General features: G+C 63.9%; 21 protein-coding genes and 5 pseudogenes. 9 read left to right on the top strand and 17 right to left on the bottom strand.

Annotated features, from left to right (window positions below):
* Positions 1–174: 174 nt before the first annotated feature.
* The 11 genes and pseudogenes from CA833_RS18875 to CA833_RS18825 form a co-directional block, all read right to left on the bottom strand.
* A pseudogene (locus CA833_RS18875) lies at positions 175–1,101 on the bottom strand (IS66 family transposase); the annotation flags it as partial.
* Positions 1,102–1,168: 67 nt separating this feature from the next.
* Positions 1,169–1,969 (bottom strand): IS21-like element helper ATPase IstB, encoded by an 801-nt coding sequence (istB, locus tag CA833_RS18870; RefSeq protein WP_207080796.1) that lies wholly within the window; start codon positions 1,967–1,969, stop codon positions 1,169–1,171.
* Complete coding sequence (gene istA / locus CA833_RS18865) at positions 1,969–3,255, bottom strand: IS21 family transposase (protein ID WP_207080795.1); 1,287 nt, start codon at positions 3,253–3,255, stop codon at positions 1,969–1,971. The genes istB (CA833_RS18870) and istA (CA833_RS18865) overlap by 1 nt, the downstream gene beginning before the upstream one ends.
* 78 nt (positions 3,256–3,333) lie before the next feature.
* Positions 3,334–3,582: pseudogene (locus CA833_RS18860) on the bottom strand (IS66 family transposase zinc-finger binding domain-containing protein); the annotation flags it as partial.
* Positions 3,583–3,667: 85 nt separating this feature from the next.
* The gene (gene istB / locus CA833_RS18855) at positions 3,668–4,525 is read right to left on the bottom strand and encodes an IS21-like element helper ATPase IstB (protein WP_207080794.1); all 858 of its coding nucleotides are present in this window, start codon (positions 4,523–4,525) and stop codon (positions 3,668–3,670) included.
* A complete protein-coding gene (istA, locus tag CA833_RS18850; RefSeq protein ID WP_207080793.1) occupies positions 4,522–5,778 on the bottom strand; it encodes an IS21 family transposase in 1,257 nt (418 codons plus the stop codon). The genes istB (CA833_RS18855) and istA (CA833_RS18850) overlap by 4 nt, the downstream gene beginning before the upstream one ends.
* Before the next feature lie 94 nt (positions 5,779–5,872).
* Entirely contained in the window at positions 5,873–6,373 is a 501-nt protein-coding gene (locus CA833_RS18845; RefSeq protein ID WP_242526535.1) for a hypothetical protein, read from the bottom strand.
* A gap of 66 nt (positions 6,374–6,439) precedes the next feature.
* Positions 6,440–6,664 (bottom strand): IS66 family insertion sequence element accessory protein TnpB, encoded by a 225-nt coding sequence (gene tnpB / locus CA833_RS18840; RefSeq protein WP_207080792.1) that lies wholly within the window; start codon positions 6,662–6,664, stop codon positions 6,440–6,442.
* Between the two features lie 7 nt (positions 6,665–6,671).
* A complete protein-coding gene (locus CA833_RS18835) occupies positions 6,672–8,762 on the bottom strand; it encodes a recombinase family protein (RefSeq protein WP_207080791.1) in 2,091 nt (696 codons plus the stop codon).
* 405 nt (positions 8,763–9,167) lie between these two features.
* Positions 9,168–9,395: an IS66 family insertion sequence element accessory protein TnpB gene (gene tnpB, locus CA833_RS18830; protein ID WP_103097987.1), complete on the bottom strand. Its 228-nt coding sequence runs from the start codon at positions 9,393–9,395 to the stop codon at positions 9,168–9,170.
* A complete protein-coding gene (locus tag CA833_RS18825; protein WP_207080790.1) occupies positions 9,392–9,850 on the bottom strand; it encodes a transposase in 459 nt (152 codons plus the stop codon). Before CA833_RS18825 ends, tnpB (CA833_RS18830) begins: the two co-directional genes overlap by 4 nt.
* 375 nt (positions 9,851–10,225) lie before the next feature.
* Here CA833_RS18825 and CA833_RS18820 point away from each other — a divergent pair.
* A pseudogene (locus tag CA833_RS18820) lies at positions 10,226–10,549 on the top strand (IS66 family transposase zinc-finger binding domain-containing protein); the annotation flags it as partial.
* Here the strand turns inward: CA833_RS18820 and CA833_RS18815 are convergent.
* Together CA833_RS18815 and CA833_RS18810 are read right to left on the bottom strand one after the other, a co-directional pair.
* Positions 10,530–10,673: pseudogene (locus CA833_RS18815) on the bottom strand (IS481 family transposase); the annotation flags it as partial. The pseudogenes CA833_RS18820 and CA833_RS18815 overlap by 20 nt on opposite strands.
* 63 nt (positions 10,674–10,736) lie before the next feature.
* On the bottom strand, positions 10,737–11,867 hold the full coding sequence (locus tag CA833_RS18810; protein WP_207080789.1) for a tyrosine-type recombinase/integrase: 1,131 nt from the start codon (positions 11,865–11,867) through the stop codon (positions 10,737–10,739).
* A 312-nt stretch (positions 11,868–12,179) separates the two neighbouring features.
* Between CA833_RS18810 and CA833_RS18805 the strand changes: the two genes are divergently transcribed.
* From CA833_RS18805 to CA833_RS27000, 4 genes and pseudogenes are all read left to right on the top strand, one after another.
* On the top strand, positions 12,180–13,838 hold the full coding sequence (locus CA833_RS18805) for a Mu transposase C-terminal domain-containing protein (RefSeq protein WP_167381846.1): 1,659 nt from the start codon (positions 12,180–12,182) through the stop codon (positions 13,836–13,838).
* On the top strand, positions 13,835–14,758 hold the full coding sequence (locus CA833_RS18800; protein ID WP_207080788.1) for a TniB family NTP-binding protein: 924 nt from the start codon (positions 13,835–13,837) through the stop codon (positions 14,756–14,758). Before CA833_RS18805 ends, CA833_RS18800 begins: the two co-directional genes overlap by 4 nt.
* Positions 14,755–15,174 (top strand): annotated as a pseudogene (locus CA833_RS27300) (TniQ family protein); the annotation flags it as partial. The gene CA833_RS18800 and the pseudogene CA833_RS27300, both read left to right, overlap by 4 nt.
* A 168-nt stretch (positions 15,175–15,342) precedes the next feature.
* Positions 15,343–15,873 carry a hypothetical protein gene (locus CA833_RS27000; protein WP_228227689.1) on the top strand — a complete coding sequence of 177 codons (531 nt, stop codon included), beginning with the start codon at positions 15,343–15,345 and terminating at the stop codon, positions 15,871–15,873.
* A 477-nt stretch (positions 15,874–16,350) separates the two neighbouring features.
* On the opposite strand, the gene CA833_RS18790 is transcribed toward CA833_RS27000, so the two are convergent.
* Positions 16,351–17,739: an ATP-binding protein gene (locus CA833_RS18790; RefSeq protein ID WP_207080786.1), complete on the bottom strand. Its 1,389-nt coding sequence runs from the start codon at positions 17,737–17,739 to the stop codon at positions 16,351–16,353.
* Entirely contained in the window at positions 17,729–18,403 is a 675-nt protein-coding gene (locus CA833_RS18785) for a response regulator transcription factor (protein ID WP_008828764.1), read from the bottom strand. The genes CA833_RS18790 and CA833_RS18785 overlap by 11 nt, the downstream gene beginning before the upstream one ends.
* A 127-nt stretch (positions 18,404–18,530) precedes the next feature.
* On the opposite strand from CA833_RS18785, the gene CA833_RS18780 reads away from it, so the two are divergent.
* From CA833_RS18780 to CA833_RS18765, 4 genes are all read left to right on the top strand, one after another.
* Entirely contained in the window at positions 18,531–18,848 is a 318-nt protein-coding gene (locus tag CA833_RS18780) for a PepSY domain-containing protein (RefSeq protein WP_228222239.1), read from the top strand.
* 98 nt (positions 18,849–18,946) lie between these two features.
* On the top strand, positions 18,947–20,251 hold the full coding sequence (locus CA833_RS18775; RefSeq protein ID WP_242526534.1) for a TolC family protein: 1,305 nt from the start codon (positions 18,947–18,949) through the stop codon (positions 20,249–20,251).
* Positions 20,248–21,273 carry an efflux RND transporter periplasmic adaptor subunit gene (locus CA833_RS18770; RefSeq protein WP_008828761.1) on the top strand — a complete coding sequence of 342 codons (1,026 nt, stop codon included), beginning with the start codon at positions 20,248–20,250 and terminating at the stop codon, positions 21,271–21,273. The genes CA833_RS18775 and CA833_RS18770 overlap by 4 nt, the downstream gene beginning before the upstream one ends.
* Positions 21,270–24,308: an efflux RND transporter permease subunit gene (locus CA833_RS18765; protein WP_207080784.1), complete on the top strand. Its 3,039-nt coding sequence runs from the start codon at positions 21,270–21,272 to the stop codon at positions 24,306–24,308. Before CA833_RS18770 ends, CA833_RS18765 begins: the two co-directional genes overlap by 4 nt.
* Positions 24,309–24,311: 3 nt before the next feature.
* On the opposite strand, the gene CA833_RS18760 is transcribed toward CA833_RS18765, so the two are convergent.
* Together CA833_RS18760 and CA833_RS18755 are read right to left on the bottom strand one after the other, a co-directional pair.
* Positions 24,312–25,397 carry a glycosyltransferase gene (locus CA833_RS18760; RefSeq protein WP_207081222.1) on the bottom strand — a complete coding sequence of 362 codons (1,086 nt, stop codon included), beginning with the start codon at positions 25,395–25,397 and terminating at the stop codon, positions 24,312–24,314.
* The gene (locus CA833_RS18755) at positions 25,397–26,701 is read right to left on the bottom strand and encodes a lipopolysaccharide biosynthesis protein (protein ID WP_207080783.1); all 1,305 of its coding nucleotides are present in this window, start codon (positions 26,699–26,701) and stop codon (positions 25,397–25,399) included. The genes CA833_RS18760 and CA833_RS18755 overlap by 1 nt, the downstream gene beginning before the upstream one ends.
* Positions 26,702–26,780: the final 79 nt, after the last annotated feature.

The following is a 26,780-nucleotide window of genomic DNA, read 5'->3' as shown; positions in this document are numbered from 1 at the left end:
GCTTGATCTATCAACGAAACGAGTGCTCCCGTTTGTTGTTGATATCAGCTGCCAATCCTCAGCCAACGCCGCAGTTGGCGACACGATAAACGCCACAAGAATGCAAACTAGACAACGCATAGCGACACACTGCCACGAACGCAGCCGTTCCGCTATCCATCCCAAATTGCGCGTTCAATTCTCCGGTCTGGACCACGCCCACGGCAGCAGATCGTCGATCCGGTTGATCGGATGCCCCTTGCCGATGCGCTCGAGGACGTCGGCCAGCCATTCCTGCGGATTGATGCCGTTGAGCTTGGCCGTTTCTAGCAGTGAATACATGGCGGCGGCGCGCTCACCTCCACAGTCGGCGCCAGCGAACATCCAATTCTTGCGGCCAACGGCTACGCCCCTGAGGGCATTCTCCGCCGGATTATTGTCGATCTCCAGTCGGCCGTCTTCGGTGTAAGCCAGCAATTGCGGCTTCAGCTTCACGGCATATCGCAGCGCCTCCGCCAGTGGTGAGCGGGCCGATGCCTTGGACAGCACCTCGTCCGCCCAGGCAAAGAAATCCAGAGCCTTGAGCTTCGAGAGCTTACGAGCCTTGCGGCGGAAATCTGCAGGCTCACGCAAGATCTGCCGTTCGACGTCGTAAAGCTCGCCGATCAGTTGCAGCCCTTCGAGCGCAGCCGAGTTCGGGTCCGCCTTGTAGACATCGTTCAGCTTGCGCCGGGCATGGGCCCAGCAGGCAACGGGCGTGATCGGCGCGGGCTGGCGGTCACTCGCGTAGAGGCGCTCGAAACCGGCATAGGCATCGGCCTGCAAGAAGCCCGCAAAGGTCTTGAGATGCTCGCGCGGTCGTTCACCCTTACGATCGGGGCTGTAGCGAAACAGCGCTGCCGGTTTGTCCAGATGGCTCCATCGTCGGTTATCGCGAAGGTATACCCAGAGCCGGCCGGTCGCCGTCTTCCCGGTCCCCGGCGCCAGCACGGGGACGGGTGTGTCATCGGCATGGAGCTTCACGCTGGCCATGACGTGATCGGCAATCCGATCGACGATCGGTTGCAGCAACCAGCTTGCCTGCCCCAGCCAGTCCGCCATCGTCGAGCGGCTGATCTCGACACCCTCTCGCGCGTGTCAAACGAACTGAGGATTTGACCCCTTGGGCGAAGTGAAGAACTGACCCCTTTCATGAAGTGGCGGCGTTGTTGGTTTCGAGCGCAGATCCGGCCTTCTGCAGAAGGCCGGATCTGCGCTTTTCGCGAAGGCGATAGCTGTCTCCGCGAATGGTGATCACCGTGGAGTGATGCAGCAGCCTGTCGAGGATTGCGGTGGCAACGACAGGGTCGCCGAAGACGCTGCCCCATTCGCCTACTGAACGGTTTGACGTGATCAGGATCGAGCCTTTCTCGTATCGCCGCGAGACCAGCTGGAAGAACAGATGGGCGGCGTTGGCCTCGAAGGGCAGATAGCCCAATTCGTCGATGATCAGGAGTTTGGGACGGCTTAGCTGGGTCAACTGTTTGTCGAGCAGCCCGTCGTCGTGGGCCTTGGCCAGCATCGCTACCAGGGTCGCCGCGGTAACGAACTGGACCGAGTAGTTCTGCCGGATGGCTTCCCGGCCCAGGGCGACGGCTAGGTGCGTCTTGCCGGTCCCGGGCGGCCCCAGGAACAGCGTCGTGTCGCCATGCGCGATCCACCGGCAGGTCGCGAGTTCGCGGATCTGCCCAGGATCCAGCGAGGGCTGCGCATCGAACTCGAAGCCGTCCAATTCACGCACGAACGGGAACTGGGCGAGCTTGCTCGCCATCGATATGCGCCGCTCGTCACGCCGGGCAATTTCGCGCTGGACGAGGAAGGTCAGGGACTCGCGCAAGGTCATTTCCGAACGCGCGGCCTCGTCCAGCAGCGTATCGAGCTGGTCGCGGATCGCGGTGAGCTTGAGCCGGTCGAGCATAGCCACCAGCGCTTCGTGATCGATGGTCGCCATCACCAGCCTCCTCCGGCTACCGCCTCATACTCGGCGAGCGGGCGCAGCAAGGCCGGCGCCTGTACGGGTAATGGCGCCGCTTGCCGGACCAGACCAGTACCAACCAGCCCCGCCAGGTGAGCTTTGTCGGTGATCTGCTGGCGGCGGCCCTCGCAAACCGGGTGATCGGCTACGACTTCGCCGGCATGACGCACGATCACGCGGCCGGCCAGAACCACGACCTGCACCGTCTCACCGACCAGGCGCCAGGGGACCGAGTAGCTGTTGGTATCGAGGTCAATCGCACAATCGGGGCGAACCTTGCGGATCAGGTCCCGCAGCTGGCCGAAGGGAGCGCGGCCGCCCAAGGGTCGAAGTGCCTTGGCCTCATCGGCGAACCGCACGATGGGTAATTCGCCGGTCGTGCCATGGACACGCTGGTCGGCGATCTCCCGGTTCCACTGGTCGAGGTGAGCAACAAAGGCGCCCCAGGACGGGAAGCGGCGCCCGGCGATTGCATTGTGCTTCACGTAACCGACGCCACGTTCATCCTTGCCCTTGGTGCGGGCCCGATAAGGTGCGCATGCACGGGGCTTGAAGCCCCAATACCGGGCAAAGGCGTGAAGCCGGCCGTTGAAGCGGACCTCGCGTGTCGCGGCATCATGATGCTCGACCAGCGCCCTGGCATTGTCGAAGAGGACCTCGGTGGGCACGCCTCCGAAGCGTAGGAAAGTCCCCTCCATGCCTTCGAACCAGTCGATCTGGCGCTCGCGAAGCGATGGGCGGATATGCATTCGACGCGAGTAGCCAAGCGTTGCAACAAACATATGCACGCGGATCCGCTCGTCGCCGATCCAGACCCGCGCCTCGCCAAAATCGATCTGCAGTTGATGGCCGGGAGGCGTCTCGAAGCGTACCGTCGCCCGCTTCTGCGCCTTCAACTCCCGGCGCCAGCGCTGAACCCGAAGCTCGACCGACCGCAGGCCAATCTCGATCCCGTGCTCGCTGGCCAGTTCCTGACGCACGACATCGGCATTGCCGCCATGCCGGAAGAAACGTTCGCGCAGCCAGTCATCGAGCCCGTCGAATGCTGTCTTGCGCGTCGGCTTGTTGAAGAGGGCCACACCGCCCGCACGAAGATAGCGGCGGACCGTGTTGCGCGCGCAGCCAAACTCCTTCGCAAGCCGCTTGGCTCCCCAGCCCAGTTCATGCAGCCGCATCATCGCGGCCACCTCCTCTGCCTGAAGCATTTCCTCTCCCTGCATCGACCTCAATCGTGCGGGAAACTCTGAAACACCTGTCGTCATCTGTCCCTCCTCTCGTCAAACCCGAGGGGGGCAGTTCTTGGATTCGTCAGGGGGTCAGTTTGTCAGTTCGGGTGACATCGCGTAGATCTGCGACTGACGGTATAACGGCAAGTGATCGGCGAACTTGGAAACGATGACGTGGGCCAGCAAGCCAGGCCCCGTACGGCCCCGCGGCACGGGCAGCGCCGGGGCTGGTGCCTGGCTGATCGCATCGCAGCGGTTGCAGGACAGCTTGGGCCGAACATGACGGACGACGCGAAACCGGCCGGGGACATATTCCAGCACTTCGGTCACGTCCTCGCCGAGCTTGCCCATCGTGCCCCCACAGGCGGAGCTGTCAACGGGCACCGAACTTTCCCCAGATGTGGGCGCCCAAAATTCCCTAGGTTGGCGGTTCGGGATGGCACGGTGATCAGCCGTATTCGAGATCGGTTTTTCCTTTCAACGGTGGACGGCCGCGCCGTTTTTGCGGGGGCGGATTGAACGCGGCGCCGTTACGCACGTTTTCGGGCACGAGCGCGGCGTGCTCACGCATGCGATAGCTGGACCCCTCGATCTGGATGACGACCGCGTGGTGTAGCAGCCGGTCGAGCAGGGCCGTGGCGACGACGGGATCACCGAAGACCTCTCCCCATTCGGCGAAGCCGCGGTTGGAGGTGAGGATCATGGCGCCCTTCTCGTAGCGTGCGTTGACGAGCTGGAAGAACAGGTTGGCGCCGCCGGGCGTGACCGGCAGGTATCCGATCTCGTCGACGACCAACAGTGATGCCCTGGTGAGGAAGCGGATCTTCTCCCTGAGCGTGCCTTCGCGCTCGGCCTTGGCAAGCTGTGCGATCAGATCGGCCAGCGGGATGAAGTAGACCGCTTTGCCGGCGCGCACGGCCTCGACCGCCAGTGCGGTCGCGATGTGGCTCTTGCCGGTACCAGGCGGACCGAGCAGGTGGACAACCTCGGCCCGTTCAATGAAGTCGAGGCCGGCGAGCGCAAGGATGCGATTGCGGTCGAGCGAGGGCTGGAACGAGAAGTCGTAGCCGGCAAGGGTCTTGACGACCGGTAACCGGGCCATGCGCAGGGCCGCCTTGATCCGCCGGTTCTCGCGTAGCGAGAGTTCTTCGCTGAGCAACTCGTCGAGCGCTTCGATGCCGTCGATCTGGCCCTGCTCGATACGCCGTAGGGTCGCATCGAGCATTTCGAGCGCACGGGGCATCTTGAGGTTGACCAGGCTCCGCCGAATGGAGTCGATGCGCGTGGACGGTGCTGCACCGTTCATGGCCGACCCTCCATGGCCAGGCTCGCGCCGATGGCCTCGTAGACCGCGAGCGAACGCAGCGGCACATGATCGCCGATCCGGCCGACCACCGTCATGGGCCGGTCCTGCGTTCGCGACGCGGGGCGTCCGGTGCGATGGCGCTGATCGATGCGATATTGCCGGCGCCCTTCGAGCACAGGATGTTCGGCAACGATGATGCCGCGATCCATAATGCGGACCAGGTCCGGCAACTGCTCGATCTCAACGATCCGGCGAGTTCGGTCAGGAACGCTGTAATAGTTGCCACCGACGGCTACGAGGCCGTCGTGGCTGACCCGCCGCTCGAGCTTCAAGACGGCATTGAAGCGGTGCTCGGGCAGGCGTTGCAGCTCTTCTTGCTCCTCGGCGAAGGCCTCCGCTACCACGCGCTGGGTCGTCCCATGCACCCGCGCATTCGCGACGTTGTCGAGCCAGTCGATGAGCTGGGCGTTGAGGTCCTCCATGTTGCGGAAGCTGCGACCCAGGAAGAAGTCCTCGCGGATATAGCGGAACGGTCGCTCGATCTTGCCCTTCGTCTTGGCGCGATATGGTCGACATGCTCGAGGCTGGAAGCGGTAATGCTTTGCCATCGCCAACAGCGAGTTGTTGTAGACAATATGCCCCTGGTCATCCTCGCCGGTCACCGCCGTCTTCATCCGGTCGTAAAGGATCTCGATCGGCACGCCGTCCAGCGCCTCGAACGCCTGCATATGGCAGCGCAGCAGCGTTTGCAGGTCCTGATGCAGCACATAGCGGGCAAAGAGGAAGCGCGAGTAGCCGAGCACGAGGCCAAATAGCCAGACGATGCGCGCCACACCCGGTTCGGCGGTAAACTCGACGACGAACCGGGCGAAATCGACCTGTGCCTGCACGCCAGCCCTGGTCTCGAAGCGAACTTCGTAGGGCTTGGGATCATGGTCCGGCCGGATGGCTGCGAGGTAGCGCTTCACTGCGGTGTAGGCGCCGACGTAGCCCATCTCCCTGATCTCGCGAGTGAGCCTTGAGGCCGTGAGATCAGGGAAGGCGGTAATCCGCTCACGCAGGAACTCCATGTACGGCGCGATCTTGCATGGCCGCCCTAACTGGCGCGGGCCGTACGCCGGCACCTCGACGCCGCGCTCGATGTATTTGCGAATGGTCTTGGGATCGCGGCCCGTCCGACGGGCGATCGCGGTCACCGACAGCCCCTGCCGGTGCAACTCCAGTATCATCATGGCTTCTCCAAGTCGGATCATCGGCGGGCCTCCCACAGGAGATCATCGCGCCGATTTTGGCATTGCCCAATGAGCCGGGGTTAACCCCGGCTCATTGGGCAACCAGGTCCAACAATCAGGGAATTTTCAAAGCCCACATTTGCGGAGGATTACACGCCCACTGACAGGAGCAGCCGTCGGCATCCGGTGCTGCATGCATAACCTCATCGCGAGGAAGGTGGTCGGGCAGTGGTGCACGGCGAGGCTTGCGAGGGGCAGTCCTGGCCGGGGCTTCTTCGGGCACATGGCCGTCGACCACACACTCGGCATGGGCATGCTCGGCCTCGAGATCCTCCAGCGTCAGTTCGAGCTGATCGGCCTGAAGAGCAAGGCGCTCCGATGACTGACCGAACTTCATGCGCCGGAGGCGGGCCAGTTGGACCTTGAACTTCTCGATCTGCAGCGCCGTCAGCTTGATCGAATGCTGGGCCGTCTCGAGCTTCTCACGGGTCTCGTCATGCGCCGCCCGTTCGGCTTCCAGCGCCTGCTCCGAAGCCGCCAGACGTGCGCGCATCGCCTCAGCAAAAGCGCGCAGTTCTGCGGGATCAGTAGGGAGTTCGAGATCGTCGGGAGACACGCTTCCCGATAGCAGAATGTGGCCTTCTGCCCAAGCAGAAAGCCCGGAAATACGCCGATTATCGCGTCAAATCTGCACCGGCAAGCGAGGCGGATCAGGGGCCACTGTGCGCCGCCAATCCATCGCTTCGATCAGCAGCGCAAACTGCGCTGGGGTCAGCACGACACCGCCTTCGATGAGCGGCGGCCAGACGAAACGGCTGCGCTCCAAACGCTTGGCGAACAGGCAAAGCCCGGTGCCATCCCAATGCAGCGCCTTCAGGTAGTTGGCACACTGCGTTTCATAATGCATTGCTCCATCAGATGCCCGGAAGGCGGACAACTTTATCGTATTGATAATCCTCATAATGTTTGGGTCGTCTGTCGATGACGGTTTGCACCCCTATCCTAACGGCTTCCGAGGAGAGCGCTTCGATGGGAACGAGGTACGGCGCCCCTTTCATGATTTGCGTGGCCGGCAGTATCTTTTTCCCGACCAGCATCTGCGCTGAGCCCCTACAGATACCGAGTTGTTCGGCCGCTTTGCCCAAGCTGATGTACTTTCCATCGCTCTTCGCTGGATCATATTCGGGAAGCCCGAGCCGCTCGCGCATGTCGCGCACGCGCACCGTCGTCCAGGTTTCCCCGTCACTGGTCCTGCACAGCATGCGATTGAGGGAGACGGCAAGATCTCGATCGGACCAGTGCCCGGCAAGCTTGCGAAGTGCCTGAACTGCTGTCGGGGTGGCATCTGTCGGGGGACGCCCACACTTGACTCGCCCCACTCGAAGCTCGGAGTGGCGGCCGCCGACCCAATGGATGAGCAGCACGGCTTCGTTAGTGTCATTGTCGAGTTCGAAGACGATTTCCTTGACGAGAGAGTGGATCAAGCGCTGTTTTGTGCGCGTGTCGGTCGACGGGGCATTCCAGACAGCTGGCAGGTCTTGGGCAAGTTGGAGCAGCAGAGCGCGATCGATCTTTGGCTGTGCAGCCAAGCCAGCACGTTTCTCCTCGATGCGCTTTTCCAACTCCGCAACGCGCTCCAAGGCCGCATTCCATCGCGCTTCGAGTTCCCGGGCGACGTGCCGTTTCGCTGGATCAACCAACTCATATCGACGCGCGGCAAGCGACGCCTCGTAGCGCTCACCTTCAAGGTCGCGCTCGATCGCGGCGACGATGTCGTTGGTGGATCGCGCCAACTGATCCGATGCGAAGATTGCCGCCTCCACGGCGCGGTCGGAGACTGCGTCAAGGCAGGCCAACGCAACGGCCTTGTCGACACGTACGCCGCCGATGCCGATACAGAGTCCAGCACCAACATGCCCGTCGTCACCGCGGCATTGGTAACGATGCGCATGTCCCTTTGCCATGCCGTAGAACACGCGCATCATTCGTCCACAGCGTCCGCAGCGCATCAAGCCGGTCAACAACGCCCGTCCGCCGCGGCCCGACTTTCGATCACAGTTCTTCTTCATGTGAGCGTTCTCGAGTAGCAGGCGTTGGTTTTCCTCGTATTCCTGCCAACTGATGTAGCCCGGATGATGGTCATGGATCAGTGTCGACCACTCGTTTCGTGGCTTCTTGTAGCCGCCGGTCTTCCGAGATCGCCCATCGACGACCTTGGTGCGCTGCCCCACGCGGCCGAAGGCATAAGCACCAGCGTAAAGGGGGTTATGCAATATCTGCATTACAGTGTGGTAGGCTGGAGCCTTCCACACTGTAATGCAGATCTCCACGTTCCGGCGCATCACCGGCATCTTGAGGTTGGCCGCACGAAGCCAAAGGAACACCTGCCGGGCGCTACCGAGTTCCCTGAACTTGGCGAACACCAGTCGGACGGCCTCTTGGACGTGTTCGTCCGGGTCGATCTCGATGGCGTCGATTTCGTTCCAGCGCAGGCCCGGCGGAAGGGCAAAGCGATATTCGCCCCTTCGAACCTTGGCATCGCGCGCGGCCAAACCGCGCTGCCGGATCAGACTGAGCTCATATTCGGACATCGTTCCTTTCAGCCCGAGCAGAAGACGATCATTGATCAGGCGAGGATCATAAGTGCCATCGGGATCGATGACCAGCGTACCGGCGAGAGCACACAGGTCGATCAGATGGTGCCAATCGCGTCCGTTGCGGGCAAGGCGAGATGCCTCGATGCAATAGACGGCCCCGACGTTACCTGTGCAGACCAGCCCGACCAGCTTCTCAAAACCAGGTCGTTCCATGCTGCCCGAACCCGAACGACCAAGATCTTCATCAATGACTGTCACGGTCGCAAAGCCTATCGCGTTCGCCGCACCGGCAAGGTCATATTGGCGGCGCTGGCTTTCCAGGTTCCCGGTCACTTGCGCCATGGTCGATTGGCGGACGTAAACAACGGCCGCGCGGGAGAGATGCTCAGGCGTTACCTTGGTGGTCATCCACGCCTCCCTCGACTGCCGTTGCGCCGACTGCTTCCAGAAGCAGATCGGCCAGTGTCTCCACCACGCCCTTCGGGCGCATGCCGTCCAACGGTTTCGGAACTGGGGGATCGAACTGCAGCTTGAGCTGTGTTCTGTTTTGGCGTCGGGATGCTCGCACAACCTTTCTCCTTCGATTCTGAAGGAGCGGATGTTGCCCGACGTTTCCGAGTCTTCCCCAACACACCAAGCAATCGCGCCAACTCGGTGAGGCCCTCGACGCTGATTTCGGGCGCGCCTTTGGCCATGCCGCTGCAATAGTCGGCGTCGAACATCCACAGCGGGACCTCGCGTGAGTAGCCGGGCAACAGATCTGTGATGATAAGTTTCAGCTGCTTGCCGCGCCGGAATGGAGCGACCTGCAGTTCAATCCCGGAAAATGGATGCCACGGATACCGGATCGTATCGCGGCGCAAAACGTATGTCGAATGTCGGTAAGTTGCCGCTCTTGCTGCGGAAAAGAAAGACATGCCCACCATAAGGCTCGACCGCGAACAGGGGCCGGACCAATGCCGCCAGTCCATCGAAGCCGAGCCGCATGCTGACCGGCTTGCTTGCCAAGTAGACCTTCGTTCCGGGTGCCAGCGAGATCACAAGACATCCCGGAATGCACGCAGCACGCGGGCCAGCGCCTTCTCGTTGACATAGCTGTCCACCGACAGGCGCACCCCGCTCGGCAGATCTATGTCTATGGCGCCGGGGCGGACACCGGGATGTGGGCGGATCAGTTCCTCCGGCGCTGACGGCATCGGCGACGAAACAGGTCGCGGCGCCTTCTGGGGCTCGGGCATCGCCGACGCGGCCGTAAGCTCCGCCGTCATAATCGCGCCGTAGGGAATGAACTCGAGCGCCTCGCTCGCGATGGCCGCCGCCTGACGACGCGCTGACCGCCAATTATAGATCAAGCTCTCGGCAATCTCATGGCGCTCAGCGACTTGACGGACCGATACGCCGTCTGCATCCGCCTCGGCGAGGATTGCCGCCTTCTCAGCATCCGAAAACTTCCTGCGCCGTTCGGTGCGCGCGATGATCTCCACCCGATCCTTCACTTGGCCTCCTTCTGGAGTCCAGAAAGAGACTCCTTAGCGAAGGTCCATCAGCGCCGAGCTGAAATGCCGCAACACGCGGGAGGCCGGACGCTTACCTTCAGACGGGCGGGATTGGTTTTGGCCGCGTCAATAATGATCGGTGACGTCGCTGCAAACACCTACGCTCTGGTAGCTTTGAGCATTCCGGCATTTGGCTTTTCGGTGCCGCTTCAGGCAACGTTTTTGGGCTTTATCCTAGGCTCGCTACCGTTCGTTTGGCCCGCAAAACCTTCTATGTTCCGATGAGCGCTGGCGCCTGTAGCAGCCTTCCCCCGTAATCGTACTGCATTCGTTCGTGTATCGCGTACGTAAAACTCACTTTCGTGTAGTCACCCCCTCAAGCTGCAGATCGCCAAGCTCAGGCGCGAGCAGTACGGCGCCAGCGCCGAGCGCACCCGCCGCCTGCTAGAACAGATGGAACTGCAGCTCGAAGAGCTTGAGGTTGATGCGGCCGAGGACGATCTTGCTGCCGAAGTCGCGGCCGAGAAGACGGCGACCGTCACCGCCTTCGAGCGCAAGCGGCCGGTCAGAAAGCCGTTTCCCGAGCACCTGCCTCGCGAGAGGGTTGTGGTGCCGGCACCGTGCTCTTGCCCGGCTTGCGGCGGGAGCCGGCTGTCCAAGCTTGGCGAGGATGTCACCGAGACGCTCGAGGTGATCCCTTCAGGACGGTCTTTTCATTGATCCCGTATCGCTTCGCGAGGTTCGCGACCGAAGCTTGCGATCGCTGCAGCTCGCCTCGAATGGCGTGCGTGGTCTTGGCGCTGCCGTGGAGAACCTGGCCCATAGCTCCCTCCGCTGTGATGGCGACAAATTTACACCATCACATGCTGGGACCAAACACCCAAGCTTATCCCAGCTTCGCCATGAGCCTTCCGGCGGCGCCCTGCTCGGCGGCGAGATTACGGTTGTAGGCGAGCGGCATGCGCGGGGATTTCCAGCGCAGGGCATCCATGATCCCGGCCAGGTCCTCTCCGCTCGCAAACAAGTCCTGGTTAAGCCCCACCCGGGTCGAGTGCGCAGAAATTCCCTTCAAAACGCGCGCGAGGTCATCGCGCATCAGATCGGGCAGCGCGCCCGCTTCGAAAGCGCGCACCACCATCGCGCGCCAGATCGGCCCGATCGCGCCGGGATGGAGCGGCTTTTCGCCAACAGTATATTCGGCGCGGGCCGCAACCGCCGGCTTGCCCTTTAGTTTCCCCAGATCCCACGCCTCGCGCCCCGAGATCGTCTCGATCGCGCGCGGCTTGATGGCACCGCGTGCCTTGTACCGGCGCACCTGGACCCGGCGGAACAGCGGCCCTTGCGTGATCCCTGCTGCCTTGCACCAAGCCGTGATCGCGTGCACCGAACGCGGGGAAAGATAGGCCGTGGCCCCTTCCCCGTCCTGGTCCCCCTTGCTGCGCGGGATTTCCAGCAGCCGCGCCTCGGGATCGAGCGCCTCGAGGATGTGCTCGACCGTGATGGCCACGAGTTCGCTGGCGCGAAGGCCGGTATCGTAGGCAACCGAGAGCAGCGCGCGGTCGCGTAGCCCCGTGAGATCCTCGCCCGAAGCTTCGAGCAGCGCGCGCACGTTGAGCCCATGGGGTTGATCGCGCGCCACATCCTTGACCGCCCCCTTGAAGCGCAAGGGGCGCGCCTGCGCCTGCGCGGAGCCGACCCCGCGCCGGTGCGCCGCGAGCGTGAGCTTGACCAGTTCCGCCTTTGTCGGATCGGCCAGCCCCAGCAACTGGTGGATCTTGGCGAGCGAGGCTTTGTACCGGCTCAGCGAGGCGGGCTTCGCACCTTCCCCGGCCCTGGCCTGCAGATAGGCCGCGACTTGCGACGACGTGGCGGGGAGCGCGGCCAGCCCCTGGCGCCGGCACCACAGGTCAAAGGCTTCGAGGTCGGATGTCAGGGCACGGATCGAGTGCGGTGATGACGCGGCCTCGTAGGCGGCGAAGAGCGCGGCGTCGAGCACGATACCGGCCTCAGCCTTCATCTTCACAACTGCCCAGCCCAAGCCTTGGAGCGGACCCGAGGCCTCCTCCGGAACGGCAGCGGCTGCCGGATCGGTCAAGCCTCCCGGCCCTGGTCCTTCGCTTTGCCCGTTTTGCGCCACTTGCCCCGCCTCCTTCGCGGGAGCTGTCCTAGCCCCTTCTGTCAGTTAAAGAATACGGGCGGACGAGAAAATGGCAGAAAAGCTTGGGTCACGTGTAAGAATACCTCCGGACGTTCGACCTGAAGGCGCGGTTCTGCTACAAAACGACCGGACCCGGCAACACGAGTCCCTGGCAAAAATCGGGGATAGGTCATGGCCGAAGCTGGCACTGCCCTCACGACGGTTGATCCTTCACAATGGCGTACAGCTTGCGAGCGCGAGCCGGTAATTCGCGCTCTTGCCGCGGAACCTCGGCTTGGCCACAAAGCGATTGCAGAAGCTGGCTCGACGCTGGGCCTCAGCCGGTCCCGCATCTACGAGCTTCTGGCGAGATACCGGGAAAATCCAGTAACCAGCTCACTGGTCGACCAGCACGACGGATTTCCCAAAGGCCGGTCCCGCCTACATTCCGAGATCGACCGCCTGATCGATGCCGAGATAGAGAAATTCTATCTCCGCCGTCCAAGGCCCACTCTCGCTCAGTTGGTTCGGCAGATACGCTATTCGTGCCTGGAGCAGAACCTTCGACCTCCGGCCCGGCAAACGGTTCACCTTAGGGTCGATGCCTTGGAGCGCGAACACCTTATTGAAGCCCGAGATGGCGCAAAGGCTGCAGCAGATCGCTTTCGTCCAGTCAGGGCCTCCTATGAGGCGGAATATCCGCTTCAGGTCGTGCAGATGGATCACACTCTCGTCGATATCATCATCGTCGATGAGTATTTCCGGAAGCCTCTGGGTCGGCCAACGCTGACTCTGCAGATCGATGTTGCCACGCGGGTAATTCCCGGCTTCTACATCTCTTTGGAGAAACCATCGGCGACATCGGTCGGCATGGCGATCCGCCATGCGGTTCTACCCAAAGATGCTTGGCTGGCCGACCGGGACCTTGCGTTCGCATGGCCCGTTTTCGGCCTGCCCGACATCCTCCATCTTGATAACGCCTCGGAATTTCATTCACGCGCGCTCACGCGCGGCTGCCAGCAATTCGGAATAGACCTTCATTATCGTCCTCCGCGTACGCCGCACTTTGGCGGGCACATTGAGCGCCTGATAGGCACTACCATCGGCGAAGTGCATCTACTTCCGGGGACCACCTTCTCGAACATTCAAAATAAGGGGGACTACGACGCCGAGGGCGAGGCCTGTATGACCCTCAAGGAATTCGAGCGGTGGTTTGCGCTCCAAGTGGGCATCTATCATGGTACTATCCACCGAGCTCTCGGCGTTCCGCCGATGACCGCGTGGCGCGACGACCAGACAAAGCGCACTGAGCCACTTAGGCTACCGGCTGACCAACAACGCTTTTTGTTCGACTTCCTTCCATTCGAAATGCGCCGGGTTCGGCGCGACGGCATCAAGCTCTTCCATCTGGTCTACTGGCATGGCGCTTTGACCACATTGGTGGCGAACAGCGTCCATAAATTCCCCATCAAATACAATCCGCTCAACCTTTCGACGGTTTATCTCGAACTGCCCGGCGGCGAGCATGTGATTGTCCCCCTCCGCGATAAGCGCCGCCCAGCGATCACGAAGTTCGAACACGACTATGCCCTGAGAGCGCTTCGAGAGCGCGGGCGCGGCGCGGTCGACGAGCAGATGCTGTTCGAGATGGTGAGCACACAGCGTAGTATCGTACTCGCCGCCGTGACGAAAACCCGAGGGGCTCGACGAACGACCCAACGCCTCGTCGATGCGCTCATCCGCGGCGAGCCGCCTACGGTTCACCTCGAGGCTCGAGAAGCTAACGAACAACTCGCAGCACCAAATCTCGACGGGCCAGTCGTCCCGCTCGCCATCGAGGAACGGTCATGAGCACGCTCTACGGTCATCTCTTCCCGGCTTACCGCGAGTATGCCGAACTGACTGATGAGGCCCGGGTGGACTGGCTTCGGCGCGACCGTTGGATTTCGTTGCCACAGGCTGAAGCCGCGCTCTGTCACCTCGAGGACCTGGTGATCTATCCACCTCGAGGGCGAATGCCCTGCCTGTTATTGTTTGGTTCCACCGGGATGGGCAAGACCGAGATCGTCAGCCGCTTCTCCAAACTGCATGCGCCCCAGTTCGATATAAGGACGGGGCTTAGCAGGATGCCAGTGCTGCTGGTGCAGATGCCGCCGGAGCCGACGGAGGATCAATTTTACACCGAACTGCTGACCGCGCTCAATTGCGTCGAGCTTAGCTCCCTGTCCGTGCGATCGATGCGGGCGGAAGCGAGACACTTGCTTGCCGAAGTCGAAACCAAGGTGCTTGTCCTGGACGAAATCGACAAGATGCTCGCAGGCACGCCGCGCCAGCAGCGGGTGTTCCTCAATACAATTCGCTTTCTGACGAATGACCTCAAAATTCCGATTGTCTGCGCAGGCACCGAGGAGGCGCGCATGGCCGTCCTGACCGATCCGAACCTTGCTGATCGGTTCGGAGCGTTCGAGTTGATGCCATGGTGTAACGATCACGCCCTGCGCCAGCTCCTTGCGAGCTTTTCTGGTCTGCTGCCCCTCAGACGACCTTCGCGGCTCGACACCGTCGAAGCGCGGCAACGTTTACTAGCCCTCACCCAAGGTGTGACCGGCCGAATATTCAGGCTCATTGAGGCGGCTGCCGTCGCGGCGATCCGCGATGGCCAGGAAATGCTCGACGCAGCAAGCTTCGACGCCAAGGACGTAACACTGCCTCTCGTCTCCATGTATGCCTCGGCGGGCAAGCGAAAGACAATCGGCCGAGCGATCCTATGACTTTCGTGGAGCCATTCCCGGATGAGCTTCTCAGTTCGTGGCTGACGCGCATGCGACCCAATCGGAATGCTATGAACGAGCCTTCTCTTCGCGCCTCTCGAAATAGCGCCGGCCACTGGCGTCATCCGGACGTCCACCCGACCAAATCGATGATCACTGAACTTGCCTCAAACACCGGCATTGCGCCGACCCAGATTGCCAAACTCGGCCTCTGCTATCGGTATCCCAGGATCAACCCAGACTTTGTGGCCTGGCGCTACGTTCCATCCGATTATCTTGGTCGGGACTGCGAGCCCGCTCTTTCCCTGCGGATTACCTGGTGCAGCCGTTGCCTCGCCGAGGACTATGCTGGGGGCCGCGCCGCCTATGTCCGCGCCGACTGGGCTATGGCTGCGGGAGGCTTTTGTTCCCGACACAACTGGCCGCTCGTCGACCGATGCGTCACTTGCGGGAGTGTCGATTGGGCGATGAAGCGGTCACCGCAAGGGCCGCCGAGGATGTGCTGCGCCCGCTGCCGTCGGGGTCTCGAACGGGCAAATCCTGGGGCGCTTGAACTGGAGCCAGCGGCGCATTCGCTTTGGAAAATGATCGCAGGTTTCGAAGCTGCGCTGCGCGATGCCCTCACAGGAAAAGTGCCGGACCAATTCCGCTTCAACGACACCTCAGCCTCTCAGCTGCTCGACGAAACCTCCACAATCTGCCTTCTCCTAGCGAGGGCTCGCAGGCGCGCAGGGCTACGTGATGAACTTTTCGATCGCTTTGCCACGCCCGCGCTCACACTCGAAGACGGTTGCCCAGACGAACCGTCCTGTGAAATGCCACTCGCACTTGCTAGCCCGTCCCTGCGCCGTTGTCTGATTGCAATATGCGCCGCAATGCTCGATGCAGATTATGGCGCAACGGGACTCTGTCAGGGCAAGTTGGTTGTCGACATATGGTCGCGGACGATCGGTAGCATGGCGCTCAAGCACTTTATTCAAGATCGCCTCACTTGCTCGTCAACACTAAAAAGAAAGTTGGAAGCAGCCCTCCATCGGAATGAACAATTTGAACGGATGTCTTATTTACGAGACGCCTCGCACACCTATGAAACTCTTTTTCAAGACTCCGCCTAAGTTTATTTCGTGTGATACATACTTTTTGGGAGACGGATTTAAATCAGGAAGGCGAGTGCGGCCAACTCAAGGCATTCCGGTGCGGGCGCTGGAATGACGGCTTGCGCTGAAACCGGTCCCTCGGAATTTTGACAGGTGCCGGTCGGTGACGCGCCCATTGTGGCCATTCGACAGCGATTTTCCAGTACCTGAAACCGGAGGTTCGAATACCGCTGAGTTCTCACCGAAATAACCATCGAGAGTGCCGAATATGAGGCCACTGCGACGCAGGAGACCATTCAACACGAAGGTGCACTCTGCCGAGTACCATCTCGGGGCAGCTGCAAGACCGAGACCGGCGTGATCTTTGCAGTGATCAAGTCTCAACGTGACACGACAATTCGCACTGGTGCAGGGGCGTGGGTCATGGTTTGCGACCTGTGAGTAAATTTTCGCCAAGCCCTAATCTCTTCCCGAGATAGTCGACACTATCTGCCGTCAGGAAGGGCAAGGTGGAAAGATAATCTGTACTGTAAGGCCGGAAGGATGCTCCGGTATGGTCCAGGCCGCGTCGTGCAGGGCCGCGATCGCTGCGACCAGCGCCAGGCCAAGGCCCGAGCCCTCGGTATGGCGGCTGGCATCGAGGCGATAGAACCGCCGGAAGACATTGGCGCGCTCCGATGCCGGGATGCCCTGCCCGGTATCGGACACCTCGGCCACTATGCCGCCATCGTCCACGAAAATCCGCGACGTGATCGTCGTTCCCGCAGGCGTGTGGACGATGGCGTTCTCCACAAGGTTGGTGAAGAGCTGCGCCAGCAGTTCGCCGTCGCCGTTTACGACGATGCCGGGTTCATGGTCAGCAAGGTAGTTATGCGCCGCATCCTCGGCCACGGGGGCGTAAGCCTGCTGGACGCGGTCCATCAGTTCGCTGAGATCGACCCGCGTGAAGCGCCTGCGTCCGACTCCGCCTTCCAGGGCGCCGATCCTCAGCAGCGCTTGGAAGGTCTCGAGGATGCCCGAGGTCTGCTCAAGGGCGTCGTCGATCATCGCCGGTTCGACCTCGGCACTTTCCTGCATCTGTTCCAGCCGCTGGTGAAGGCGACTGAGCGGCGTGCGCAAGTCGTGCGCGATGTCGGTTGAAACCTGCCGCAGCGCCTCCATCGCTGCGGCATTGCGATCGAGCATCCGGTTCAGGTTCTGCGCCAGATCGTCGAACTCCGGGCCTAGGCCGATCATCGGCAGCCGCTCCGCTCGGTCCCCCTCGACGATGCGATCGACCGCGCCGTTTACCCGGTCGAGACGACGCACGAAGAGCCTCCCGGTGAGATATCCGCCCAGCAGTGCGAAGAGCGTGATGCCGATCCCGCTGAGCAGGGTGAAGCGGCCGAGCCGGTGGCGCAGCATCTGCACGTCGTAGTTGTCGCTGGCCACGACCAGCCGCAACCCGTCCGGCAGACGCGCGCCGAGCGTAGTCATGCTTTCCCGGCGCGTGCCTTGCTGGCCCGGCTCGGGCTCTATCACGTTCACCGTGCTCCAGCCCTCCGTCATCGCCGTCGCCGGAAGATCGCCGAACAGGCGGCGGCCTGCGACATCGAGCAGCAGGTAGCGATAGGGTGCCTCGGGACGAACGCCTGCGTGACGGGCCATCGCGTCGGTCAGACCGGATTGCCCGAGTTGCGCGTATTCGCCCTGAAGCACGCTCATCTCCGCCTGCAGGCCGCCGTTCGTCGCTTCGGTGGCATAGCGCCCGATCTGCTCTTCGACGACGATCAGCAGCGCGGCCGCACCGATGGCGAAGACCCCGGCGAGAAGCAGCGCGAAACGGAAGGCCGCGCTGCGGATCGGCCCGGAAGCCCGGCGCTTAGGCCGGTGCTCAGGCGGCATCGATTCGATACCCCGCGCCGCGCAAGGTCTGGATCAGTTCCTTGCCGAAGCCGCGATCCACTTTCGCGCGCAACCGGCTCATGTGGCTCTCGATCACGTTGGTCTTGGGGTCGAAGTGGAACGACCAGACGTTTTCCAGCAGCATGGCCCGCGTGACCACTTCGCCCGCGTGGAGCATCAGGTATTCCAGCAACTTCAGTTCCTGCTGCTGCAGGTCGATACGCTGGCCACCGCGCATCACCGTCCGCTTCACCCGGTCAAGTTCAAGATCGTCTATCCGCAGCAAGGTCTGCAGTTCGACGATCGGCGGCCGCCGCGCGAGCGCATTCACCCGGGCGAGCAGTTCGCTGGCCGCGAAAGGCTTGGCAAGGTAATCGTCGGCCCCGGCTTCCAGGCCCTCGACCCGGTCCTCCACCCCGTTCATCGCGGTCAGGAAAAGCGCCGGACTTCGTACGCCCATCGCCCGCAAGGCCTTGAGCGCCCCTAGCCCGTCGAGCCCCGGCACCATGCGGTCGAGGATCAGCACGGCATGATCGCCGGTCGAACCCAGGAAGATCGCGTCCTGTCCGGTGGAGCAGACATCCACGACATGTCCGGCCGCGCTCAACACGCGCTCGAGGTGCGCCTTGGTCGCGTCGTCGTCCTCGAGAAGCAGGATTTTCATGCCGTGTCCTTTTTCGCTCGCATCGGATGCATCTGCAAGTTGGCAAAAAACAATGTTTCAATCATCTTGGGCAAAGGTTCAGTTGTTTATGTTCGCGTCATAGAGCAGTCCCGCTCTTAAGGATGCCATGATGAAAACTTCCAGCATCATCGTCGCACTTGCCCTGGTAGGTGCCGGATCTTCGGTTGCGTCGGCCAAGCCCGCCGCGCTGAAAGGCGGGGAATACGCCGCCCAGGCCAAGGTCACTCTCGCATCGGCGCGCATCGCCGCGCTGAAGGCACGGCCCGGCACGATCACGGACCAGGAACTGGAGAAGGAAAAGGGCGGCAGCGGCCTGCGCTATTCCTTCGACATCACCAGCCACGGCAAGCCATTCGAAGTGGGCGTCGATGCCAAGACCGGCGCGATCCTCGAGAATGCCGCCGAAGGCAAGAACCCGGACTGATACACCTGCGACGGGGCGGTTGCTTGGCCGCCCCGCCCTCTTTGCAAAGACACCCTACCGGTATGGACAGGCATCGTTTTAGGCACTCCGTAGCGATCTTGCTTGCCGTGGCCGTCACCGGTTGCGCGCGCTACACCCCCCTGCCGCTCTCGACCGCCGCCCCGCTTGCGCCGAGCCTCGGCGCCCTCGATGCATCGACGCCGCAAGGTCCCCTGACCGTCGCGCAGGTGATAACGCTGGCGCTCGCCAACAACCCCGACCTCAAGGCAGCGCGCCTGCAACGCGGCATCGCCGCCGGACAGACGGAGCAGGCCGGGCTGCTTGCCAACCCCTCGCTGAGTGCTGCGTTCCTGCCGCTACTGTCGGGTGCCGGAACGGTTCCCGCCTGGAACCTCGGCCTCGCGCAGGACATCAAGAGCATCCTGACGTACAAGTCGCGCCAGCGCGCGGCCCGTGCCAGCGAGCGGCAAGTGGACGCCAGCGTCGTCTGGCAGGAATGGCAGGTCGCAGGCCAGGCCCGGCAGATCGCCACCGACCTGATCATCGGCGCCCGCAACCGCCAGAACTATCTCGCGGCCTATCAGCTCCTCGCCGAACGCAGCGCCAAGCTGGACAAGGCCCTCGCCAGCCAGACCGTCACGCTGGTGACCGTCGCTCCCGATCGTGTCGCTCTGCAATCCGCCCGCTCCGCGCTGGACGCGCTCGACCAGCAGCAGTTGAACCTGCGACACCAGCTCAATGCTCTGCTGGGCCTGTCCCCGGAAGTGGTTGTCCCCCTCGCCGCCGAGCCTGATCTGCCGCCGTTCGATCCCGCGCAAGTGCGCGGCGAGATCGCCACCCTGCCCGATCGGCGACCGGACCTGCTGGCCCTGCGCATGGGATATGCCGCATCTGACGAGCAACTGCGTCAGGCGATCCAGTCGCAGTTCCCCGACCTCATCCTCGGCGGCAGCGTCGCCAGCGACAATGCCAAGGTCATCAATGGCGGCCCGAACCTGCAGATCGGCCTGCCGATCTTCGATCAGGGCCAGGCCGCCGTCGCGACTGCCCGCGCGACCCGCGCACAGTTGCATGCCGATTACGATGCCCGCCTCTCCGCAGCCATCGGCACGATCGGTTCGCTGCTGCGCGAGTACGAGCAGTTGTCGGCGCAACTGGAGGTCGCCAGGCGCGACCTGCCGAACGCACGCGCCGCCGCCGCTCGCGCCCAGGCCGCGTTCGGCGCATCAAATCTGGACGAGCGCGGCTATGTCGACCTCGTCCTGAACCGCTTCACCAAGGAACAGGAAATCATGACGCTGGAGCTTGCCCTGCTCGATCGCCAGATCGCGATCCAGACGCTTGTTGGCGCCGGGCTGCCGACCGTCGATCTTGAATCGACGACCCCGGTGGACGCCCAATGAAAAGGCTTTTCGCTTTCTCGGCCGTGGCGCTGCTGGCGGGCTGCGGCTCGAATGCACCGACCCCGACCCCCTCGCCCACCGTGCTCGTCACCACGATCCCGGCCAGGCAGGGTTCCCTGCCGGCAACGGTCGTGGCCTACGGATCGGTCGGCCCGGCCCTCAACGGCACCATGACGTTCAGCGAGGCCCAGCCCGGCCAAGTGACCGCACTGGCCGTCGCGCCGGGCATGGCCGTGCATGCCGGACAGACGCTGGCGACGTTCGTCACCGCGCCCGCATCGCGCAGCGGCTACCTGCAGGCCGTGACCGCCCTTGCTGCGGCACGCAAGCAGGAGGCCAGCACCGCGCAGCTCCTGTCCCAGCAGCTTGCCACGCGTGACCAGCTGACCCAGGCCACCAAGGCCGTCACCGATGCGCAGACCGCGCTCGCCGCCTTGCAGGCGGACGGCGCCGGCCGAGCCAGCCACACCATCGTCGCCCCGTTCGACGGGGTCGTCACGACCGTCGCCGTCGCGCAAGGGGACCGCACGCAGGCCGGAGCCCCGATCCTCACCGTCGCCAAGGCAGGCGGAATCGTCGTCACCGTCGGCGTCGATCCGGCGGCGCGAGCCGGGGTCGCCGTCGGCCAGTCAGCCAGCCTCAAGCGCCTTTCGGGCGGCGGCGACCTGCGCGGCAAGGTGATCCGCGTGGACAGCGCACTGAACGCGACCAGCCGCCTCATCGACGTCGATCTCAGCTTCCCCGCCGGTACGCTGCTGCCGGGCGAATCGATGCAGGTCGCGATCGAGACGGGCGCAGTCCAGGGCTGGGTCGTGCCGCACAAGGCGGTCGTCACCGCCGGAGGTCCATCCCGCGTGTTCCAGGTCATCGGCGGCAAGGCCCAGTCGGTGCCCGTTCAGGTCCTGCTCTCGTCCGACAAGGGCGATGTAGTCCAGGGCAAGCTCGACGCCAGCCGCCCGCTGATCGTCGATGGCGCCTATCAGGTCGATGACGGCGGAGCCGTACGCCGGAGCAACCGATGATCGAGAAATTGCTGGGCTCGCAGTCGCGGGCCATCGTCCTGGTCGCGCTGGCAATGGCGCTCGCCGGGATCGTCGCCGCCCTCGCACTGCCGATCGGGCTGTTCCCGCAAGTCTCCTTCCCCCGCGTGGTGGTAGACCTCGATGCCGGCAGCCGCCCTGCCGACCAGACCGCGCTGACCGTCACGCGCCCGGTGGAAGAGGCGATCCGTGCCATTCCCGGCGTGCAGAACGTGCGTTCGGAAACGAGCCGGGGCTCCGCGCAGATCTCGGTCGATTTCGGCTGGGGCCGCGACATGATCGCCAGCACCCTGCTGGTCGATACCGCCGTCGGCCGGGTCGTGCCGACCCTGCCTGCGGGCACGCAGTACGACGTGCGCCGCATGGACCCCACGGTCTTCCCGATCATCTCCTACGCGCTGGTCTCCGACAAGGTCGATCCGGTTACCTTGCAGGATTTCGCCAGGTATCAGATCACCCCCCTGCTCTCGTCGATCAGCGGCCTGGCGCGCATCGGCGTGCAGGGCGGTGACACGGCGGAAGTGCAGGTCCTCGCCGACCCGCACCGCCTGGCCGATTACAACCTGTCGATGACCGACCTCTCCACCGCCATCAAGAACGGCAACGTCCTGAGCGCAGTGGGCCAGGTGCAGGATCGCGGCCGCCTCTCGCTGGTGATCGCCGACCGTAGCGTCAGCAGCGCGGCGCAGATCGGCGACATCGTGGTCAAGGCCACGCCCACCGGCGTTGTGCGCGTGCGTGACGTCGCGACCGTGCAGAACGGCGCGCTTCCAGTCTGGCAGCGCATCGTCGAAGACGGCAAACCGGCCGTCCTCTTCAACATCTACGAACAGCCGGACGGCAACGCGGTCAAGATCGCGCAGGAAGTCGAGCAGAAGCTGAACGGCCTCAAGCTGCCCCCAGGCGTCAAGCTGGTGAACTGGTACGACCAGAGCCAGCTCGTCACGCAGTCCGTCTCCAGCGTGCGCGACGCGGTGCTGATCGGCCTCGTCCTCGCCGGTCTCGTCCTCTTGTGGTTCCTGCGCAGTTGGCGGGTGACGCTGGTGGCGGTGATCGTGGTGCCGGCAACGCTGGCCATCACCGTGCTGGTGCTGAGCATGCTGGGGATGAGCTTCAACATCATGACCCTTGGCGGCATCGCAGCGGCGGTCGGCCTGCTGATCGACGACGTCATCGTCATGGTCGAGCATATCGCCCGCCGTGCAGGCGCCCGGGACGCCGACGGCAAGCTCGCCGGAGACGCCGCCGTCATGCCCGCCGCGCGCGAGTTCATGACCCCGCTGACCGGGTCGAGCATGGCGACGCTGATCGTCTTCCTGCCTCTTTCGTTCCTGACCGGCGTGACCGGCGCGTTCTCCAAGGCGCTGTCGGTGACGATGGCGGCGGCGCTGGCGATCTCCTGGGCGATGACCGCATTCGTCGTGCCCATTCTCGCCCGCCGACTGGTGGACTTCAACAAGTGGCATGACCCCGGCGCGGCCGGAGAGGGCCGTCTCGCGCACGTCCACGACGGCGCGCTCGACCGCCTGTCCGCGCGGCCCTGGCTGCTCGCGGTGATCGCGGTGCCGCTGCTCGTCATCGGCTACGTCGGATATTCCAATGTGCCCACCGGCTTCATGCCGAAGGTAGACGAGGGCGGTTTCGTCATGGACTACCGGACTCCGGCGGGCACCTCGCTGGACGAAACCGGCAGGCAGGTTGGCCAGATCGACGCGATGCTGCGCGCCAATCCCGAAGTCGCGACGTTCTCCCGCCGCCTCGGCACCGGCCTTGGCGGAGACCTTGGCCAGAGCTACCACGGCGACTACTTCGTGCGCCTGAAACCGGATCACAGCCGCCCCACCGAGGAAATCGCCGCCGCCGTAGCCGACGAGATCGCCGTCAAGGTGCCCGGCGTGCAGGTCGAGGTCGCGCAGCTGATCGAGGACCTTATCGGCGATCTCACCGCCGTGCCGCAGCCGATCGAGGTCAAGCTCTACGCCTCGGACCCGTCGATCCTCGAAGGGGAAGCGCAGAAGGTCGCCGCGACGATCAGCAAGATCTCCGGCGTCGTCGAGGTCAACGACGGTGTCCAGCTGGCAGGCGATGCGCTCAACGTCCATGTCGATCCGGTTCGCGCCGGGATGGAAGGGGTCGTCCCCGCCGACGTCGAGAGCCAGCTGTCCACCGCGCTGACCGGCGCCGTCGCGACGACGCTGGCCCAGCCCAACAAGGCCGTCGATGTCCGCGTGCGCCTGCCCGACGCCATGACCATGAGCGAAGCGGGTCTTGCCCAGCTGCCGATCCGGGCCACCGATGGCCACGTCTTCCCGCTGTCACGCGTGGCGACGATCGAGCCGGTCACCGGGCAGCCGCAGATCGGGCGCGAGAACCTGGAGCCGATGATCGCCGTCACCGGCCGTATCCAGGGCCGCGGGATCGGCGCGGCAGTCGCCGACGTCACCACCGCCCTCGACAAGCCCGGCGCCCTGAGCCCCGGCGTGCGCTACGAGCTGGGCGGCCTCTACCAGCAGCAGCAGATCGCGTTCTCCGGCCTCATCAAGGTGTTCGCCGCCGCGCTGATCGCCGAACTGGTGTTGCTGCTGGTACTGTACCGCCGCTTCTGGCTGCCGGTCATCATCATCGGCTGTTCGCTGCTCTCGACGACCTCGGTGTTCACGGCGCTGTGGCTGGCGGGCGTCGATCTCAACATCACGGCGCTGATGGGGATGACGATGATCATCGGAATCGGCACCGAGATGGCGATCTTCTACGTCTCGGAGTTCGAGGAACTGGCCCACACCATGCCGCCGGAGCAGGCCACGCGCGAGGCAAGCCGCAACCGCCTGCGTCCCATCACGATGACGACGCTCGCGGCGATCCTGACGCTGCTGCCGCTCGCCTTCGCGATCGGACAGGGATCGGGCATCCAGCAACCGCTGGCCATCGCGATCATCGCCGGTCTGCTGCTGCAGTATCCGCTGGTCCTGCTGGCGATGCCGGTGCTGGTGCGGCTGACCCTGCCGAAGACCGCGTGACCGTTACCCCAGGCGCGACCAGATGGCCCTTCCGGTCCGTTCGAAGCGCGCCTGGGAATACTCGTCCAGCATCTGCGCCCGGGCCTGCCGCCCCAGCGCCGCGAGGGCATCGGGGGCGGACAGGGCTTCGCGCAGCGTCGTGGCGAGCGAAACCGGATCCTCGGGCTCGGCAAGCCATCCGTTGACCTGCGGCCGGACCGAGAAGGCCAATTCGCCCACGCGCGATGCGATTACCGGAAGGCCAGCAGTCAACGCTTCGTGGGCGGCAATGCAGAAGCCCTCCCGCCGCGAAGGCTGGAGGTAGAGGTGCAGGGTTTCAAGGAAGGCCCGAGGTTCGGTGGAGTAACCGGTGAGGCGCAGTCCTTCGATACCGGCTTCGGCAGCCAGTGCCGCCAGTCGCGGGCCTTGCGCACCGTCGCCCGCAATGGCGATCTCGAAGGGAACCGGGGGACGGAACCCCTGCTCTCGCAATCGGACCAGCGCCGCGATCAGCACGTCGTAGCCCTTGGCCGGGTGAAGCCTGCCGAGACTGCCGAGACGCAGGACTTCCCCCGGCTGCCAGGCGCGCGCCTGGGGCATCGCGGGATCGGCGGCATAGATCGGCCATGTCGCCAACCGGTCCGCAGGGACACCGAGGCGCCGGGCGGTGAGTTCCTCGACCACACGCGAATCCGCCACCCACATTGCCGCGCGGGCTTGAAGCAGGCGCAGGAGACGCTCGTTCCAGGGCTTGAGGAAGGCGTTATGCTGCCATGCGATCACGGGAATTCCCAAATGCGGCCCCAGTACCAGCCCGAGGATCGTCGCGCGGCTGAGCGAGGTCCACAGATGGGTCGCCTCCCACCCGCGCAGTTCGCGGGTCAGCCATCGGGCGGCGGCGAGATGGTCGGTCTCTCCGCCTTCGCGCACCGCGACATCGAGGCCCGCCGCCTCCATGGCAGGCAGAGCCCTGCCGTCGCGGCGAGTCAGGGCAAGGACGCGGACTTGTGCACCGGCACCGCGCAGCACCGCAAGGATGGCAGGCACCGGAAGCGCCGCGCCGCCACCCTCCAGCGAGTTGATGACATAGGCGATCCGGGGACCCGTCATCACCGGCCGCTGGTGCGCCATACGAGGACCGCGAGCAATCCGTTGGCCACGACCGCCTGCGCCACCGCCTGGATGCCCGCCCCCATCAACCCGAAGGTCGTCAGCAGCCAGGGAAGGAGCGGCAGGAAGGCGAAGCTCGACAGCAGGTTGGCCCACATCGACCGGGCCGGGTGGCCAAGCGCCGTGAGTGCCGAGGTGCAAGGCGGACCTATGAGCGCAACAGCACGCGCGGCGACCAGCGCGATCATCACGCCCGACGCGGCGCCGAAAGCCGGGCCTGCCATCAGGCGGATGATCTGGGTCGGGAAAATCCCGACGATCAGCACGACGGGAACCGCCGCCAGCACCGCGATGCCGACGACCTTGAGAAGCGTCTGGCGCAGCGCCCTGCCGCCGTATCCACCCGCAACGATGTGAGCCAGTTCGGCGTAGGAAGCATTGCCGAGGATCTGCGCGGGCTGCGCGAGGATGACGGTAGCGCGCTGCGCGACCGCAAAGAGGCCCGCCATGGCCGGTCCCATCACCCATCCGATGACCAGCGGCGCGACGCGGCCGGTCAGGTCTCCGAGGGTCACGTCCGCATTGCTCGCCAGCATGAAGCGCCAGATGCCGGTGTTGTCGTCGGTCACCCGGCCGGGCTCGGGACGCACTATCGCATTGCCCAGGCGCTTCGCCGCCATCCACAGGCCGAGACCCCACATCGCGGCGAATTCCGCCAGAGCCGCGAGCAGCCATGCGAAGAGGAACGATTTCACGCCCCATCCGCACGCGATCACCACCAATGTCCCGATCAGCCTTACCGTAGGCTGCACGAGGTTGTGCAGGCCCAGCAGATCGAAGCGCCCGCACAGTTGCAGGTAGCCTGAAGGCGTCGAGCGCACCGATCCCAGCACGGCGAAGGCGTAGTACGGCGCAAAGGCCATCGCCTTCGGAGACCAGCCGAGATGGGGACCGACGAACGGCACCAGCACCATCGCCGAGATCACTGCGAGGGCGCCCCCGGCCAGTTCGACCTTGGCGCCGAAGCGCAGCAATCGCGACAGGCGGTGAACTTGCCCATCGCGGTCGGCCTCGGCACCATAGCGCACGATCGCCTGCCACGAGGGGAATTCGATCACCCCGCAAACCGTGGTGACATAGGCATGGACGAGGACCAGCACGCCGTAGTCCTTCGGCCCCAGGTAACGCGTCGCCAGCAACAGATAGCCCAGGCTCATGATGCCCGCGCCCGCCTTGCCTCCCAGCACCAGGCCAAGGCTCGCAAAGATGCGGCGGACCCGGCCCGCCGGTCGATCGGTCACCATTCGCCCATCAGGATTTTCGGCGCGACGTGCTGTTGCCCATTCATCATGCGCTTCTAGCGGCTTGCTATCCGACATTACC

This window comes from Novosphingobium sp. KA1, from assembly GCF_017309955.1.
Classification (GTDB): Bacteria; Pseudomonadota; Alphaproteobacteria; order Sphingomonadales; family Sphingomonadaceae; genus Novosphingobium.
The sequence above is the reverse complement of the archived record's forward strand: the minus strand, read 5'-3'. Positions and strand labels throughout refer to the sequence as shown.

Excerpts from the sequence above, each read along its gene's own strand:
- istB (WP_207080796.1), bottom strand. The coding sequence starts at position 1,969 with ATGGCGACCATCGATCACGAAGCGCTGGTGGCTATGCTCGACCGGCTC.
- istA (WP_207080795.1), bottom strand. The coding sequence starts at position 3,255 with ATGACGACAGGTGTTTCAGAGTTTCCCGCACGATTGAGGTCGATGCAG.
- istB (WP_207080794.1), bottom strand. The coding sequence starts at position 4,525 with ATGAACGGTGCAGCACCGTCCACGCGCATCGACTCCATTCGGCGGAGC.
- istA (WP_207080793.1), bottom strand. The coding sequence starts at position 5,778 with ATGATCCGACTTGGAGAAGCCATGATGATACTGGAGTTGCACCGGCAG.
- tnpB (WP_207080792.1), bottom strand. The coding sequence starts at position 6,664 with ATGCATTATGAAACGCAGTGTGCCAACTACCTGAAGGCGCTGCATTGG.
- CA833_RS18835 (WP_207080791.1), bottom strand. The coding sequence starts at position 8,762 with ATGACCACCAAGGTAACGCCTGAGCATCTCTCCCGCGCGGCCGTTGTT.
- CA833_RS18810 (WP_207080789.1), bottom strand. The coding sequence starts at position 11,867 with ATGAAGGCTGAGGCCGGTATCGTGCTCGACGCCGCGCTCTTCGCCGCC.
- CA833_RS18805 (WP_167381846.1), top strand. The coding sequence starts at position 12,180 with ATGGCCGAAGCTGGCACTGCCCTCACGACGGTTGATCCTTCACAATGG.
- CA833_RS18800 (WP_207080788.1), top strand. The coding sequence starts at position 13,835 with ATGAGCACGCTCTACGGTCATCTCTTCCCGGCTTACCGCGAGTATGCC.
- CA833_RS27000 (WP_228227689.1), top strand. The coding sequence starts at position 15,343 with ATGATCGCAGGTTTCGAAGCTGCGCTGCGCGATGCCCTCACAGGAAAA.
- CA833_RS18790 (WP_207080786.1), bottom strand. The coding sequence starts at position 17,739 with ATGCCGCCTGAGCACCGGCCTAAGCGCCGGGCTTCCGGGCCGATCCGC.
- CA833_RS18785 (WP_008828764.1), bottom strand. The coding sequence starts at position 18,403 with ATGAAAATCCTGCTTCTCGAGGACGACGACGCGACCAAGGCGCACCTC.
- CA833_RS18780 (WP_228222239.1), top strand. The coding sequence starts at position 18,531 with ATGATGAAAACTTCCAGCATCATCGTCGCACTTGCCCTGGTAGGTGCC.
- CA833_RS18770 (WP_008828761.1), top strand. The coding sequence starts at position 20,248 with ATGAAAAGGCTTTTCGCTTTCTCGGCCGTGGCGCTGCTGGCGGGCTGC.
- CA833_RS18765 (WP_207080784.1), top strand. The coding sequence starts at position 21,270 with ATGATCGAGAAATTGCTGGGCTCGCAGTCGCGGGCCATCGTCCTGGTC.
- CA833_RS18760 (WP_207081222.1), bottom strand. The coding sequence starts at position 25,397 with ATGACGGGTCCCCGGATCGCCTATGTCATCAACTCGCTGGAGGGTGGC.
- CA833_RS18755 (WP_207080783.1), bottom strand. The coding sequence starts at position 26,701 with ATGGTGACCGATCGACCGGCGGGCCGGGTCCGCCGCATCTTTGCGAGC.